Below are 13,068 nucleotides of genomic sequence, written 5' to 3'. Positions count from 1 at the left end.
GATTCAGGGGAAATAACCATGGACGAACCACCCGGCGGGTTTTTCAGGATCGTAATGCCCCAGCCGGAAAATCCAGAAGCGCCGGCCTTCCTGGTCTTCCACGATGTAGTAATCACGGTGTTCGCCGGCGTCTGTCCACCACGCCCGTTCGATGCGTTCCGGTCCGTCGGCATTTTTGATGGTGTGGATTTTTCCGTTCATGATGAAGAGCATGGGCGGATAATCCGGGATCGGGGCGGTGACGGTGATGGGCTGGGGTTTTGCGAGCAGGGAAACCGGGCGCAGTTTTTCCGGCCAGGGGATGGATGGATTGTCGGTCAGACTGTCGGTAACCCGGAACGATTGTTCCGGCCAATGCTGCGCTTGCGGCATGTACCGGCGGATGACGCTGGGCCCGAGCTTGGCGGAAACCCTGTCCAGCATTTCAGCGATCGCCACATCCTGCAAGCCGCCGTTGCTGCGCCATATCCCTTCCTGGGTGGAGGCTACGGGTTGTACGCGTTCGGCTTGCAATACGAAGGTTTCGATGCCGGGGCCTGGCTCCAGTTGCGGGATGCGGATGGAAAACAGGTGCAGCAGGTGCGCGGCATGGCTGGAAGCATGATTGCTGGTGATTTGGATGGAAACGGTTTTGCCGTCGATGCGGTAGCCCAGCAGCGTAGCTTTCCGGAGGCCCTGACCTTCGGCCTGGAGGCGCGCGCAAAGGTGTTCGAGCAGGCGCTCCAGTGCAATGGTGACGCCGGTGGCGGTCATGATTGGCTCCAGGCACGGGAGGCGCTCGTTGTAAGGAACAGGTGGCTGGATGTAAGTCAGCGGTTCCTCCCCGTACCCCAGCGCCTGGTCGATCCGGGTGAGCAGCAACGGTCCGAACCGGCGGCGGAGCATGGGGCGCGGCATTTTGATGAAATCTTCGATCCGCTCCAGGCCCAGTTGATAGAGGCGGTTTACGGTGTGCTGCTGGAGGCGCAATGCAGCGGGGGGCAAACCGCTCAAAGCTTTGAGCTGATCGCCGTTGGGAATGATCTGTCCGGCGGTGCCGAAACGCGCTATCGCCCAGGCGCTCCCGGGCGCAGGCGCCATGCCCGCGTTCAGGATGTACCCGAATGCGGTGAGTTTTTCCATCAAATCAGCAAGGTAAGCCGCTTCCCCGCCCCACAGATGCGCACACCCGGTCACGTTCATCAACAGTCCATCGGGCGCGTCCAGGGCCACGGCAGGCGTGAACCGCAGGCACCAGTTGGCGATTTTCCGGAGGATGTGCGTTTCCTGGTTTTCGGGCAATTCGAAATCCTGCAGCCCGTTCACCCGTGCCCGCGCATCGGTGAGCAGCATGCCGGGCGCAATGCCGGCGGATTGCGCAGCGGCACTGGCATGGGAAACCATGTTCCTGCCCCTGTCTTTGGTGGTGAATACGAAGGCTGTTCCCGCGAGCGCGGGGGTGCGGATGGCCTTCCAGTCCGTCAGGAGGTGACGGAACCATATTGAAACGTACCGCTGTTCCATGCTACCCGATTTTTCTCCATTCGGCTGCGGTGGCCGGTGTTTGGGCCGGAGGAAGGATGTGCAATGTTTCGGGCGACCATTCCATTTCCCACATCCCGGTTTTGCCGCCTCTCATTTTAAGGAGTTCCACTTTCCAGCGGGCGTGCCCGACGCCGGGGAGGCCGGCAGTAGGTGTGCTGGGCAGGGAGGAAATGTGCCATCGCGAAACGCAGGAGTTTTGTACGAGCGGGCTGCCGTGGGGGCGTAATACCAGGCCGGTGACTTTGCTTTTCTCCACCGCGAGTTGTAACCGGCGGGAGGCGGTGAAATCGAGGTCGCGGACTTCTCCGACCACGGCGGCCAGCTGATAGCAACGAAGGGCTTCTTCCATGGCCCAGAGCGCATCGCGGCCGCTGGCGGCGTCGATAAATAGAATGCGGTCTGGCTCGATGCCGTAGCCGGCCAGCGCGGGCGGGAATAAGGTGCGGTGTGTGGAGACCCAGGCGGAAACGGTGCCCCTGCGCATGAGGTGGCTCAGTAGATAACAGGCGAAGCCGCTGGTGGCGGACATGGGTGATTCGGCAGTTGTTAGTTCATGAATTACTCCGGTCGGGAAAACGCCTTGCGGGAAAACATGGCTGATAGCGCCGAGACCAAAATCTTCCGGGATTTCGGTGGTGGCTGCCTTTAAGCCCTGGAGCCGGAGGATCTCCCTCCGCAAATCCTGGATGATATCGTGTTTTGCCGGTCCCATGCGCCAATGATCACTTACGTGATTCTTTAGCAAAAATACTAAAAATATTAGCAATTCAAAGTTGTTTGCAGAAATTGGGCTTTGACCCAGCAGTAGCTTCAGTTGATTCGAAAATCCCGGGTTTATGAAGATTTTATCCGTTAATCTCCCCTTTTGTCACCGGAAAATATTATCTTAGTAACAAAGATATTAATTCAATAAGATAAAATATGGAAACAGGCGATATCTCCTTCCTCCGGAAACTCAGCCAGCACTTCGCTTTTTCGTCGATCCAGCTGCACGAAGCAGTGGCCCGTAAAGCGGGTCTATCGGGGACGGACCATAAGTACCTGGGCTTCCTCATCCAGAAAGGGCAAATGACGGCCGGCGAGCTTGCTGCCCTTACCGGGCTCACCACGGGCGCCGTAACGGGTCTGATCGACCGGTTCGAAAAAAGAAAACTGGTGAAGCGGCGCTTCGCGGAAAATGACCGCCGTAAAGTGATCATCGAGCCCGTCACCCAAAAAATACAGCAGCTCCTGGAGCCCCTCTACCGGGATTTTCGCCAGGAATCCACGGCGCTCCTGGCTTCATTTTCGGAAGCGGAACAGCAGGTCATCGCAACGTATTTCGAAAAGGCGATCGCGCTTATGGAATCCACCACGCAATCGCTCAATCATCCACCTACCAAAACCCAACAAACAAATGGAAAGTAACCTTCTCGATTTGCAGGATGCGAACGCTTCCATGGTTTCCCTGGCCGGCGGCAAAGGCGCCAACCTCGGGGAATTGGGAAAAATTGAAGGGCTCCGCGTGCCGCGGGGCTTTTGTGTCACAACGGAAGCCTTCCGATCCCTCATCGCCGGACATACAGATATCCAAATGGAAATTGCGGCACTCGAACGCGCCCGACCCGGCGACCACCCGTCCATCGCCCGCATCAGCGCCGCGATACGTTCATCCATCGAAACCGCACCGCTATCTGAACAGCTTATCGCTGCGATAACAAAAAAACTGGCGGATTACAGCGAAGGAACAGCCTTCGCCATACGGTCCAGCGCAACGGCGGAAGACCTTCCCACGGCGTCTTTCGCGGGGCAGCAAGACACGTTCCTCAACATCTCCGGCATGGGAAACATCCTTGCGAACATCCGCAAATGCTGGGCTTCGCTGTTTACGGAAAGGGCTGCCGTTTACCGGATACAGCACGGATTCGGTCACCGGAAAGTGTTGCTGGCGGTAGTTGTACAGGAAATGATCTTCCCGGAAGTATCGGGGATCATGTTCACGGCTGATCCGGTGTCCGGAAACAGGAAAGTAGTGTCTATCGACGCGGGTTTCGGCCTGGGCGAAGCCCTCGTTGGCGGAAAAGTGAACCCGGATGTGTACAAGGTAAGGGATGGGCGGATCCTGGAAAAGCATATTGCCGCCAAGCAACTGGGGATTTTCGCTGTGGAAAACGGCGGCACCGAAGAACGGCCGATCGCTCCGGAACGCCAGCGGGAACAGGCTTTGACCGACGATGAAATCGGGGAACTGGCGCGCACGGGCAAACGGATCGAAGCGCATTTTAAAGCACCGCAGGACATCGAATGGTGTTTGTCTGACGGGAAATGCTACATCGTGCAAAGCCGGCCCATCACCACGCTGTACCCGGTCCCGGAAGAAAACGACGACGCAAATCGCGTGTATCTATCTACCGGCCACCAGCAAATGATGACCGACGCGATGAAACCCCTCGGCATATCGTTCTTCATGCAAACCGCCGGGAGGCCCATGGCCACGGCCGGCGGCAGGATTTTCGTGGATGTGATGCCCGAGCTGGCCTCGCCCCGGCGTGCATTCATGCTCAACCTTTTCGGGAAATCCGACCCCCTCATGCGCGACGCCCTTCAATCCCTCATCGACCGCGGCAATTTCATCCCCGGTCCCGAAAGCGAACCCCTCCCCGCTCCCGGCCCCGGCATCCAGCCGCCCGATTACGAAACGCTAAACACCTACGATCCGGCGATCGTAACGGCGCTCATGGAAAGCGGGAACAAAGCCATCGCCGAACTGGCGGAAACGATCAGTACGAAATCCGGTGTGGAGCTGATCGATTTTATCGTGGAAGACAGCCGCCGGGCGAAAGAGCGCCGCTCCGCCCCTGATTTTTTCGGTGTCGTGATGACGGGTATGAACGCCACGCACTGGATCAACGACCATATAAAAGAATGGCTCGGGGAAACGAACGTGGCCGATATGCTCACCCAATCCGTCCCCAACAACATCACTTCCGAAATGGGGCTGGCCCTGATGGACGTGGCCGACACGATCCGCCCTTTTCCGGCAATTGTCGGCTACCTCGAAAAAGGACGGCTGGACGGATTTCCCGATTCCCTTTTACAGCTTGAAGGCGGTGCCGGGGTACACGAAGCACTCTTAGCTTTCCTGGAAACCTACGGCATGCGGTGCCCCGGCGAAATCGACATCACCAGGCCCCGCTGGCACGAGCATCCCGCAGCGCTGGTCCCGATCCTGCTTGGCAACGTCCGCGCTTTTACCCACGGCGCCGCACGCCAAAAGTTCGAACAGGGCCGCCGGGAAGCGGAAGACACGGAGCGGCGCCTCCTCCAAAAACTGCGTACTTTGCCCGACGGCGACAGGAAAGCTGCCGAAACGCATCGTATGATCCGCCTCATGCGCAACCTCATCGGCTTCCGGGAATACCCGAAATACACCATCGTAAGCCATTATTCCCTGTATAAGAAAGCATTGCTGAAAGAAGCGGAGAAGCTGGTGCAGGCGCAGGTTTTAGCTGAAAAAGAAGATATTTTCTATTGTTCGCTGGAAGAAATCCGGGAACTCATCCGCACCCGTCGATTCGACAAACAGCTTCTCCGGAAAAGAAAGGACGATTTTATCGCTTACGAAAAACTTATGCCGCCCCGCGTTATCACTTCCGAAGGCGAAGTACTGACCGGCAATTACCGTCGCGAAAATCTCCCTGCAGGCGCCATCGCCGGATTGCCGGTGTCTTCCGGCATCATCGAAGGCCGCGCCCGCGTGGTCCTCGATATGGAAGCCGCCGTCCTCGAACCGGGAGACATTCTCGTTACCACGTTCACCGACCCCAGCTGGACGCCCCTGTTCGTCGCCATCAGCGGCCTCGTCACCGAAGTAGGCGGGCTCATGACCCATGGCGCCGTCATCGCCCGGGAATATGGATTGCCGGCCGTGGTGGGCGTAGACAATGCTACCCGCCTAATTGCCGACGGGCAGCGGATCCGCGTGAACGGAACGGACGGGTTTATCGAGATGCTGTAAACGGTGTTTCCCTTTCTTGCGGAGATATTTGATCAGCTCGCCGGGTAAATCGGTTTGCACGATGCCGGTGCGGGGAAAGGATTGGAAGAACCTGTCGAACCCTGCGCCTGGTTGTGCCTGTTCCGCTTTATCGAAATCGCCCAGCGCGTTCATCCATACACGCGCGCCGGTGGCGCGGACGCTGTCTGCCAGGCGGTCGGAATAGAAGGTCTCGTCGAGATGCAGCGCCGGAAACTTGCCATATCCCAGCGTTTCATGCGTGCTCGCCGCATCGCGGACGCGCGGCATGATGGGGATGGAAGCGTCGTGCGCGCGCAGGATGGCCGCATCGGGGTGGTCGTACAGGAAGAAAAGAACATATGGCGCCATGCCGGTTTTATGGATGAGGACGAAGCAGTCTTTCGCAGCGCCGGTCCCGTCTACCTTAAAATCCACATCTACCAGTATTTTGCCTTTCGCGGCCAGCAATGCCTCGCGGAAAGTGGGGATGCGTTCTTTCGTCGGCCGACCATTATGGAGCAGCGGGAATTTTTGCAGTTCGGCAAGCGTGTAGTCGGCCACGGAGCCCGGCTGGCCGGTGGTGCGCGTAATGGTGCGGTCGTGCATCAACACGAAAACGCTGTCTTTCGTGCGCTGTACATCCAGTTCGGCGATATCGACCCCGAGCCGGATGGCTTCCCGGATCGCCGGGATGGAATTTTCGGGAAAGTGCGTATGTGCGGCACGGTGGGCGGCTACCAGCACGTGGTTTGGGTTTTTCTTGAAATCTTTCAGGATGCTGTCTGCACGGGATGTCTGTGCGTTGGCGGTATAGGCGGCGAAAAGTGCCACCAGGGAAAAGAGGATCGTTTTCATGATAGCGCGAAGCATTGTTTCTCTTCCCAAGATGCGGAACTTTTTCGGGAAAGTTTTGCCGGGAAATGTTTATTTCCTGTTAAGATTCATGACCGGCCGCGTTTTGCAGCTCCAGCCGGTATTGCCGGGGGCTGACGCCCTTTCTCTGTTTGAAGAACTTATTAAGGTGGCTTTCGTCGTTAAACCCCAGTTCATGCACGATCTCGTTGATCCGCCGGTCGCTGTGGCGGAGGCGGTGCTCGATGAGCGTGAGTTTGTAATTGGCGGTGTAGGATTGCAGCGTTTCGTTGCAGTGCTTCCTGAAGTATTTCCCCAGGTAATTTTCCGACATCCCGAAATGCTGTGCGATGGCCGCGGTGCGCAGGGCTTCCGGCTCGTAGATATGTTGCTGGATGTAGCCGATGATATCCTGGATTTTCTCTTCCGAATTGGCGTCCACCTTTTCGGGGAGGTATTTGGCGATGTTCCTGGCTACCAGCAAAATGATGCTGTTGACGAGCTGGTGGATGATTTCGCGGTCGTACAGGTCCTGGTTCACGGACTCGCGGATGATGCCCTCGATCATGGGGCGGATGAGCTGCTTGTCGGCCAGGTTTTTCAGAATGCAACCGGGTTTGTGGTTGGCGTTTTGCAGGATGAACTCCAGCCGCCGGATGTTTTCCGTGGCGAGGGCGTTCGTTTTGAGGTAGATATTGCTGAACCGGAGGAAGAAAAACGTGGTGGTAGACGCGATGTCTATCCGGCTGCGATCTTGCGGGGTGATGAGGAACATATGATTGGCGCCGTAATCGAATGTATGCTGGTTGATGCAATGCCGGCCCGTTCCGGACAGGATATATACCAGTTCGAAAAAGTGCTTGTTGGGCATCAATACCGGCATTTCATCCAGCGTTTCCACCTGGAAAGCGTAAGGCCCGTATAATTGTTGTGTGCGCATGGAGCGAAATTATACAATATTATGGTAGAATAGTACTGATAAACATCATGTTTACTGGTATAAATTTGCTTAAAATAACTAGCACACATGAAAGCCATAGGATTCAGGCAATCGTTGCCCATTACCGGGACAGACAGTTTCATCGAATTCGAAACCGATAAACCGGTGCCCTCCGGCCGGCAACTCCTCGTGAAGATTGTCGCGGCCTCCGTGAACCCGGTCGATTATAAAGTACGCCGCAATGCCGCCAAAGACCAGCCCTTACCCGTACCGAAGATCATCGGCTGGGACGCGTACGGTGTGGTAGAAGCCGTTGGCGAGGCGGCGTCGCTCTTCCAGCCGGGAGATGCCGTGTATTATGCCGGAGACATCCGCAAGCCCGGCAGCAACGCCGAATACCAGCTTGTGGACGAAAGGATCGTGGGGAAAGCGCCGGCGCGGCTTGGTGCTGCGGAGGCCGCCGCCATTCCCCTTACCGCGCTAACGGCCTGGGAATTGCTGTTCGACCGCATGGGGATCGGCGGGCGCGACAAAGGCAAAACCATCCTCTTCATCGGCGGCGCCGGCGGCGTGGGGTCCATCGCCATCCAGCTGGCAAAAAAAATCGCCGGTCTCAACGTGATCGCTACCGCGTCCCGGCCGGAATCGGCTGAATGGTGCCGGAAGATGGGCGCCGATGTGGTGGTAGACCATTCGGATCTTGTGGGAGCCGTTCGGGCGGCGGGTTTTCAGCATGTCGACATCATTGTGGACCTGGTAGACCTCATCCGTTACTGGGAGCCCATGGCCGAGCTCATCGTGCCGCAGGGCCGCATCGGGTCCATCAGCGACCCGGCCGAAGGGGTCGATATCCGCAAGCTGAAAGGCAAATCCGTGAGCTTCCATTGGGAATTAATGTTCACCCGCGCCAATTTCGAAACGCCCGATATGCAGGCGCAGCACGACATCCTCACCAAAGTGGCGGCGCTGCTGGACGAAGGCACCCTCCTGCCCACGCTCACCGAAACGCTTCCGGGCCTCACTGCCGCCAACTTCAAAAAAGCGCACCGGCAGCTCGAAAGCGGGCGCACCATCGGAAAAATCGTCATTCAATACTGATACCTGCAACGAACAAGTTCAGAAAGCCGCAGGGGCCCGCCGGCCCTGCGGCTTTTCTTATCCAGCCCCGTCCCGATTTTCCCGGCGATTGTTTTCTACCCAAACATCGGTATTTTTAACCTCCGATCATTAAAACCATGCAGCACCCGGGATCATGTACCGGGGCCATCATTTTGCAGCAGCCCGACTATATGAAAACAAGCTTTTTCACTTTTCTTTTAACCCTTGCCGCCTTCGCCGCTGCGGCGCAGCCGGTGGTGAACGAAACTCGGTATGTGGACAGTCTGCTCCAGCTGGAGAAGAACGGTGCGGACGACAGTATCCGCGCCTGTGCCAGCTTCCTGTTGTCCGACTTCTGGTCGTATTCGGATACCGCCCGTTCCCGCCGGCACCTGGAACTGGGGAAACGCCTCGCTGGCCAGCATGGTTACCTCCAGGCCATGGGCATCTTTTTCGAAGCGGGGTTCTACTTCGACCTGGACTACGACCGGGCGCTGGCGCTGTATGAAGCATCCGCCAACCGGTTCAGCCAGTTTCCGACGAAAGAAAGCTACGTGTACCAGGCCAGGGCATGGCGGAACATGGGGGCAATTTATCAGCGGAAAGACAATGAATCCGAAATGGTGCATCTCATCATCACCAAATCCATCCCCCTGGCAGAAAAAGCGGGCGAGATCGCGCGGGTCGGGAGTTATTATACGGATGTGGGGATGATCTTCATGAATATCCAGGAATACCGGAAGGCGGCGCTTTACTTCGACAAAAGCTTCGAATGTTACGCGAGAAGTTCGCCGAACATGCATGACCGCCTCACGACAACGCTCTACGCCGCCAATAATTATTGTTATATGGACAGCCTTGCGCAGGCCAAAGTGATGATCGACCGCGCGGGGGAGCTGTTGCGGCCATATCCTGCATCCGAGTTCAATATCGATTACCACATCGCCGCCATCAAATATTGCCATGCCGCAAAAGCCTGGGAACAGGGGCTGTTCCACGCGCGCCGCGGCATCCTGCTCGCTGAAAAAATGGATAAAACCTATAAGTCCGCCGAGCTGCGGTTCATGCAGTATAAGATCCAGCACGACATGGGGCATTACGGCGAAGCGTTGGAAACCCTGCAGAAAGCGATCGACGAAATACCCGTGAACCTCGACGGTAACCGGATGCTGTATTTCCAAAGCATGGCAAAAACCTACGAAAAAATGGGCAACATCCCCAAAGCCCATGAATGGCTACAACGCTATAGCGACGAGCGCGACAGCACCTACCCCGAAAAAATGAAGACCGACATCGCCCGGATAGAAACGAAATACAATACCGCCGAAAAGGAAAAACGCATCATCCAGCTGCAGGCCGAAAAACAGGACGCGCTCATGACCCAAAAGAACCAGCGCCTCTGGAACGGGCTGCTGGGCGTTGCGGGGCTGCTGTTGCTGGTGGCAACGCTGTCGCTGATCGTGTTTTACCGTACCAGCAGGAAACAGGCGCGGCAGCAGCTGAAGGAAATTGAACAGCGGCAGGAATTGAAAGTGGCGAATGCATTGCTGGAAGGGGAAGAAAAGGAACGCCGCCGCCTGGCGCGCGATCTGCACGACGGCCTGGGCGGCTCCCTGGCGGGGATCCGCATCAAACTTGCCGGGCAACAAAAGAAGCAGGTAAACGGGCAGCTGGACGAAGTGATGTACCTCCTCGAAGATTCCATGTCCGAACTGCGGCGCATCGCGCATAATATGATGCCGGAAAGCCTCCTGAAAGTAGGCCTCCGGTCGGCCATCACCGACCTGTGCGACGGGCTGGCGAACGAAGACCTGGGTATCGAATTCCAATGGTCGGGGCCCGGCGGCGACCTGCCGCATACCGCGCAGGCCAATATTTACCGCATCGTGCAGGAAGTTTTATCCAACGCGATACGCCATGGCGGGGCGAGCAAAATCCTGCTGCAATGCATCCATGAAGCACATATGTTCTATATCACGGCGGAAGATAACGGCCGCGGGTTCGATAGGAATGCGGCTCCCGGCGGGATCGGGTTGTCGAACATCCGTTCGAGGGTACAGTATATGAAGGGCCGGCTGGACATTGATTCTTCGCCCGGTGCGGGAACGGCAGTCAATATTGAATTACAGGTTGGACAAGGTATTTCGTTTTGAAGCGTTGATGTAATTTTACGGTTATGAGCACCAAATCCTTACAAATAAAAGTTTCGCCGGAGATCGGCAAGGTTTCGGCAAAGTATGTGTCGCCCGCGCACCCGGTTTGCGTGATGACACTGGCGCATGGCGCGGGTGCGGGCATGGACCATCCGTTCATGGAAGCCCTCGCGGAATCGTTGTCCAAAGCCGGCATCGCTACGTTGCGGTTCAATTTCCCGTTTACGGAGCAGCAGAAGAAACGGCCCGATTCGCCGGCGGTGGCGCAGGCTGCCATTGCGGCGGCCATCGAAAAAGCGGGCGCGCTCGCGCCGGGGATCCCCCTGTTCGCCAGCGGCAAATCTTTCGGCGGCAGAATGACGTCCCAATACATTTCCTCCCACCCGGATTCGCCGGTGAAAGGGATCGTTTTCTTCGGGTTCCCGCTACATCCCGCCGGCAAACCCTCCATCGACCGTGCCGAACATCTTCACCAAATCCACATCCCCATGCTGTTCCTGCAAGGTTCGAAAGACACCCTGGCTACCTGGGACATGATCGCGTCCGTCTGCAAATCGCTCTCCACGGCCACGCTCGAGAAATTCGAAGGGGCAGACCATTCGTTCAAAGCCGGCAAAACGGACGTCATTTCGCTGCTGGCCGCCGCCGCCAAAGCATGGACCGTTCAACAGCTATAAACCGTCCCGCCTTTGGTAACAATATCATAACCTGCGGTTTACATCGCGGTCATACATCTTCCCTACTCTTGCGCGGTATAAAACCTATCTGATACATGCGCACGACAATCAAGTACATTTTGCCCATCGCGGCCATGACGGCATTTGCTGCCTGTTCGAAAGACGATGTGAAGAATGACCCCGGTACCGAAATCACCGAAGATCCATCCTCTTTCGCAGAGATCGGGTCTATCGACATCGGCGAATCCGGCGCCGCGGAGATCAGCGCCTTCGATCCCGCCACCAAACGCCTCTTTGTGGTGAAAAACGACGGCACCAACATGATCAAGGTGCTCGACCTCAGCGATCCCTCCAAAATCACCGACCTGAAAAAGGACATCCTCACCAATGGCGGAAACGTGAACAGCCTGGCCGTAAGCAACGGTAAACTGGCCGCGGCCATCGAGGCTACGAATAAAACGCTGGCAGGCCGGGTAGACGTATTCAATACTTCCGACCTCGCCCTCATCAAAACCATCCCCACCGGCGCGCTGCCCGATATGGTCACGTTTTCGCCCGACGGCAAGCTTATCCTGACCGCCAACGAAGGTGAACCCGCTACGGATTATTCCGCCGACCCCGCGGGTTCAGTGACCATCATCAACATGGAAAACAATTACACCGCCACGCACCTCGATTTCAACGGTTTCGCCTCGCAGGAAGCGGTACTTGCGGCGAAAGGTTTCCGCAACTTCGGGCCCGCCGGCAGCACCTTTACCGCCGGCATCGAGCCGGAATACATCACCGTTGCCCCGGATTCCAAAACCGCCTGGGTAACGCTGCAGGAAAACAACGCCATTGCAAAAATCGATCTCGCGTCGAAAACCATTACCGACATTTTTCCGCTGGGATTCAAGGATTACAATACGGACGCCAATGCCGTAGACCTGTCTGACAGTGACGGCGGCATTACCTTCAAAAAATGGCCCGTGAAAGGCATGTATCAGCCCGATGCCATCGCCGTGCTCGTAAGTGGCGGCGTGCCGCACCTGTTCACCGCCAACGAAGGCGACGTCCGGGAATGGGACGCGTATGCCGAAAACAAACGCATCAAATCACTTTCCCTCGACCCTGCCGTATTCCCCGATGCCGCCGCGCTGAAAGCGGATGCCGTGCTCGGCCGCCTCAACGTTACCAAAACCCTCGGCGACGCTAACGGCGACGGGCTGTACGAAGCGCTCTATTCCTTCGGCGCCCGCTCCTTTTCTGTTTGGAACGGCAACACCGGCACCCAACTGTACGACAGCAAAAACGAACTGGACGTGAAAGCCAAAGAAGCCGGCATTTACGCTGATGGCCGCAGCGACGATAAGAGCATCGAGCCGGAAGGCATCGCGCTGGGCATGATGGGCAAGAAAACCGTAGCGTTCGTTGGTATGGAACGTGTGGACGCGGTAGCCGTGTACGATGTGACCAACCCCACCCGGCCGCAATTCCTTAACATCCTGAAAGTAGGCGACGCACCCGAAGGGGTGTTGTTCGTGGCGGCGAAGGATAGTCCAACGAAAAAGAGCCTCCTCATCGTAAGCAGTGAAGACGACGGTGTAGTGAAAGTATTTACACCGAAAAACTGATATCCATCGTTTTATTGACCGAACCGGCCCCGCATTCTTTGCGGGGCTGGTTTTTTATGGGGTGGTCCTGCCGGTTCGGTGACGCCGGGCAGCAGGGAAAGGATGATTGCCTGCAGCCGGAGCGCGTTTTCGCGGATGGTGTTGCCGGATGCCGATAATACGGTAAATTAGCGACCGGGAATAGCGGCACGCCGCTCCCCTGCCCAAAAAAGAA

Annotated in this window: 10 protein-coding genes; 6 read left to right on the top strand and 4 right to left on the bottom strand. The window is 57.0% G+C overall.

Going from position 1 to position 13,068, the window contains the following annotated elements; all coding sequences use genetic code 11:
- Positions 1-3: 3 nt before the first annotated feature.
- Together EJ361_RS02270 and EJ361_RS02265 are read right to left on the bottom strand one after the other, a co-directional pair.
- Positions 4-1,503, bottom strand: a complete 1,500-nt coding sequence (locus tag EJ361_RS02270; RefSeq protein ID WP_126243720.1) for a Y-family DNA polymerase — start codon at positions 1,501-1,503, stop codon at positions 4-6.
- Between the two features lies 1 nt (position 1,504).
- Entirely contained in the window at positions 1,505-2,236 is a 732-nt protein-coding gene (locus tag EJ361_RS02265; RefSeq protein WP_126243719.1) for an ImuA family protein, read from the bottom strand.
- 209 nt (positions 2,237-2,445) lie between these two features.
- Between EJ361_RS02265 and EJ361_RS02260 the strand changes: the two genes are divergently transcribed.
- Both EJ361_RS02260 and rph read left to right on the top strand, forming a co-directional pair.
- Positions 2,446-2,931: a MarR family winged helix-turn-helix transcriptional regulator gene (locus EJ361_RS02260; RefSeq protein ID WP_126243718.1), complete on the top strand. Its 486-nt coding sequence runs from the start codon at positions 2,446-2,448 to the stop codon at positions 2,929-2,931.
- A complete protein-coding gene (gene rph, locus EJ361_RS02255) occupies positions 2,921-5,521 on the top strand; it encodes a rifamycin-inactivating phosphotransferase (protein WP_126243717.1) in 2,601 nt (866 codons plus the stop codon). Before EJ361_RS02260 ends, rph begins: the two co-directional genes overlap by 11 nt.
- Here rph and EJ361_RS02250 read toward each other — a convergent pair.
- Both EJ361_RS02250 and EJ361_RS02245 read right to left on the bottom strand, forming a co-directional pair.
- The gene (locus tag EJ361_RS02250) at positions 5,459-6,376 is read right to left on the bottom strand and encodes a glycerophosphodiester phosphodiesterase family protein (RefSeq protein WP_164714044.1); all 918 of its coding nucleotides are present in this window, start codon (positions 6,374-6,376) and stop codon (positions 5,459-5,461) included. The two genes, rph and EJ361_RS02250, sit on opposite strands and share 63 nt — an antisense overlap.
- 79 nt (positions 6,377-6,455) lie before the next feature.
- Positions 6,456-7,313, bottom strand: a complete 858-nt coding sequence (locus tag EJ361_RS02245; RefSeq protein WP_126243715.1) for an AraC family transcriptional regulator — start codon at positions 7,311-7,313, stop codon at positions 6,456-6,458.
- Between the two features lie 87 nt (positions 7,314-7,400).
- On the opposite strand from EJ361_RS02245, the gene EJ361_RS02240 reads away from it, so the two are divergent.
- The 4 genes from EJ361_RS02240 (at position 7,401) to EJ361_RS02225 (ending at position 12,854) form a co-directional block, all read left to right on the top strand.
- Positions 7,401-8,411, top strand: a complete 1,011-nt coding sequence (locus EJ361_RS02240; RefSeq protein WP_126243714.1) for a zinc-binding alcohol dehydrogenase family protein — start codon at positions 7,401-7,403, stop codon at positions 8,409-8,411.
- 191 nt (positions 8,412-8,602) lie between these two features.
- Positions 8,603-10,564 carry a tetratricopeptide repeat-containing sensor histidine kinase gene (locus tag EJ361_RS02235; RefSeq protein ID WP_164714043.1) on the top strand — a complete coding sequence of 654 codons (1,962 nt, stop codon included), beginning with the start codon at positions 8,603-8,605 and terminating at the stop codon, positions 10,562-10,564.
- 23 nt (positions 10,565-10,587) lie between these two features.
- On the top strand, positions 10,588-11,241 hold the full coding sequence (locus tag EJ361_RS02230; RefSeq protein ID WP_126243712.1) for an alpha/beta hydrolase family protein: 654 nt from the start codon (positions 10,588-10,590) through the stop codon (positions 11,239-11,241).
- 95 nt (positions 11,242-11,336) lie between these two features.
- Positions 11,337-12,854, top strand: a complete 1,518-nt coding sequence (locus EJ361_RS02225; RefSeq protein WP_126243711.1) for a choice-of-anchor I family protein — start codon at positions 11,337-11,339, stop codon at positions 12,852-12,854.
- Positions 12,855-13,068 lie beyond the last annotated feature (214 nt).

It is taken from the genome of Chitinophaga rhizosphaerae, from assembly GCF_003958645.1.
GTDB lineage: Bacteria > Bacteroidota > Bacteroidia > Chitinophagales > Chitinophagaceae > Chitinophaga > Chitinophaga rhizosphaerae.
Note: the sequence above shows the minus strand (reverse complement) of the source record. Positions and strands in the feature narration are given on the sequence as shown.

Bases quoted from the DNA above. Each gene is read 5' to 3' on its own strand.
- EJ361_RS02270 (WP_126243720.1), bottom strand. From the start codon at position 1,503: ATGGAACAGCGGTACGTTTCAATATGGTTCCGTCACCTCCTGACGGAC.
- EJ361_RS02265 (WP_126243719.1), bottom strand. From the start codon at position 2,236: ATGGGACCGGCAAAACACGATATCATCCAGGATTTGCGGAGGGAGATC.
- EJ361_RS02260 (WP_126243718.1), top strand. From the start codon at position 2,446: ATGGAAACAGGCGATATCTCCTTCCTCCGGAAACTCAGCCAGCACTTC.
- rph (WP_126243717.1), top strand. From the start codon at position 2,921: ATGGAAAGTAACCTTCTCGATTTGCAGGATGCGAACGCTTCCATGGTT.
- EJ361_RS02250 (WP_164714044.1), bottom strand. From the start codon at position 6,376: ATGAAAACGATCCTCTTTTCCCTGGTGGCACTTTTCGCCGCCTATACC.
- EJ361_RS02245 (WP_126243715.1), bottom strand. From the start codon at position 7,313: ATGCGCACACAACAATTATACGGGCCTTACGCTTTCCAGGTGGAAACG.
- EJ361_RS02240 (WP_126243714.1), top strand. From the start codon at position 7,401: ATGAAAGCCATAGGATTCAGGCAATCGTTGCCCATTACCGGGACAGAC.
- EJ361_RS02235 (WP_164714043.1), top strand. From the start codon at position 8,603: ATGAAAACAAGCTTTTTCACTTTTCTTTTAACCCTTGCCGCCTTCGCC.
- EJ361_RS02230 (WP_126243712.1), top strand. From the start codon at position 10,588: ATGAGCACCAAATCCTTACAAATAAAAGTTTCGCCGGAGATCGGCAAG.
- EJ361_RS02225 (WP_126243711.1), top strand. From the start codon at position 11,337: ATGCGCACGACAATCAAGTACATTTTGCCCATCGCGGCCATGACGGCA.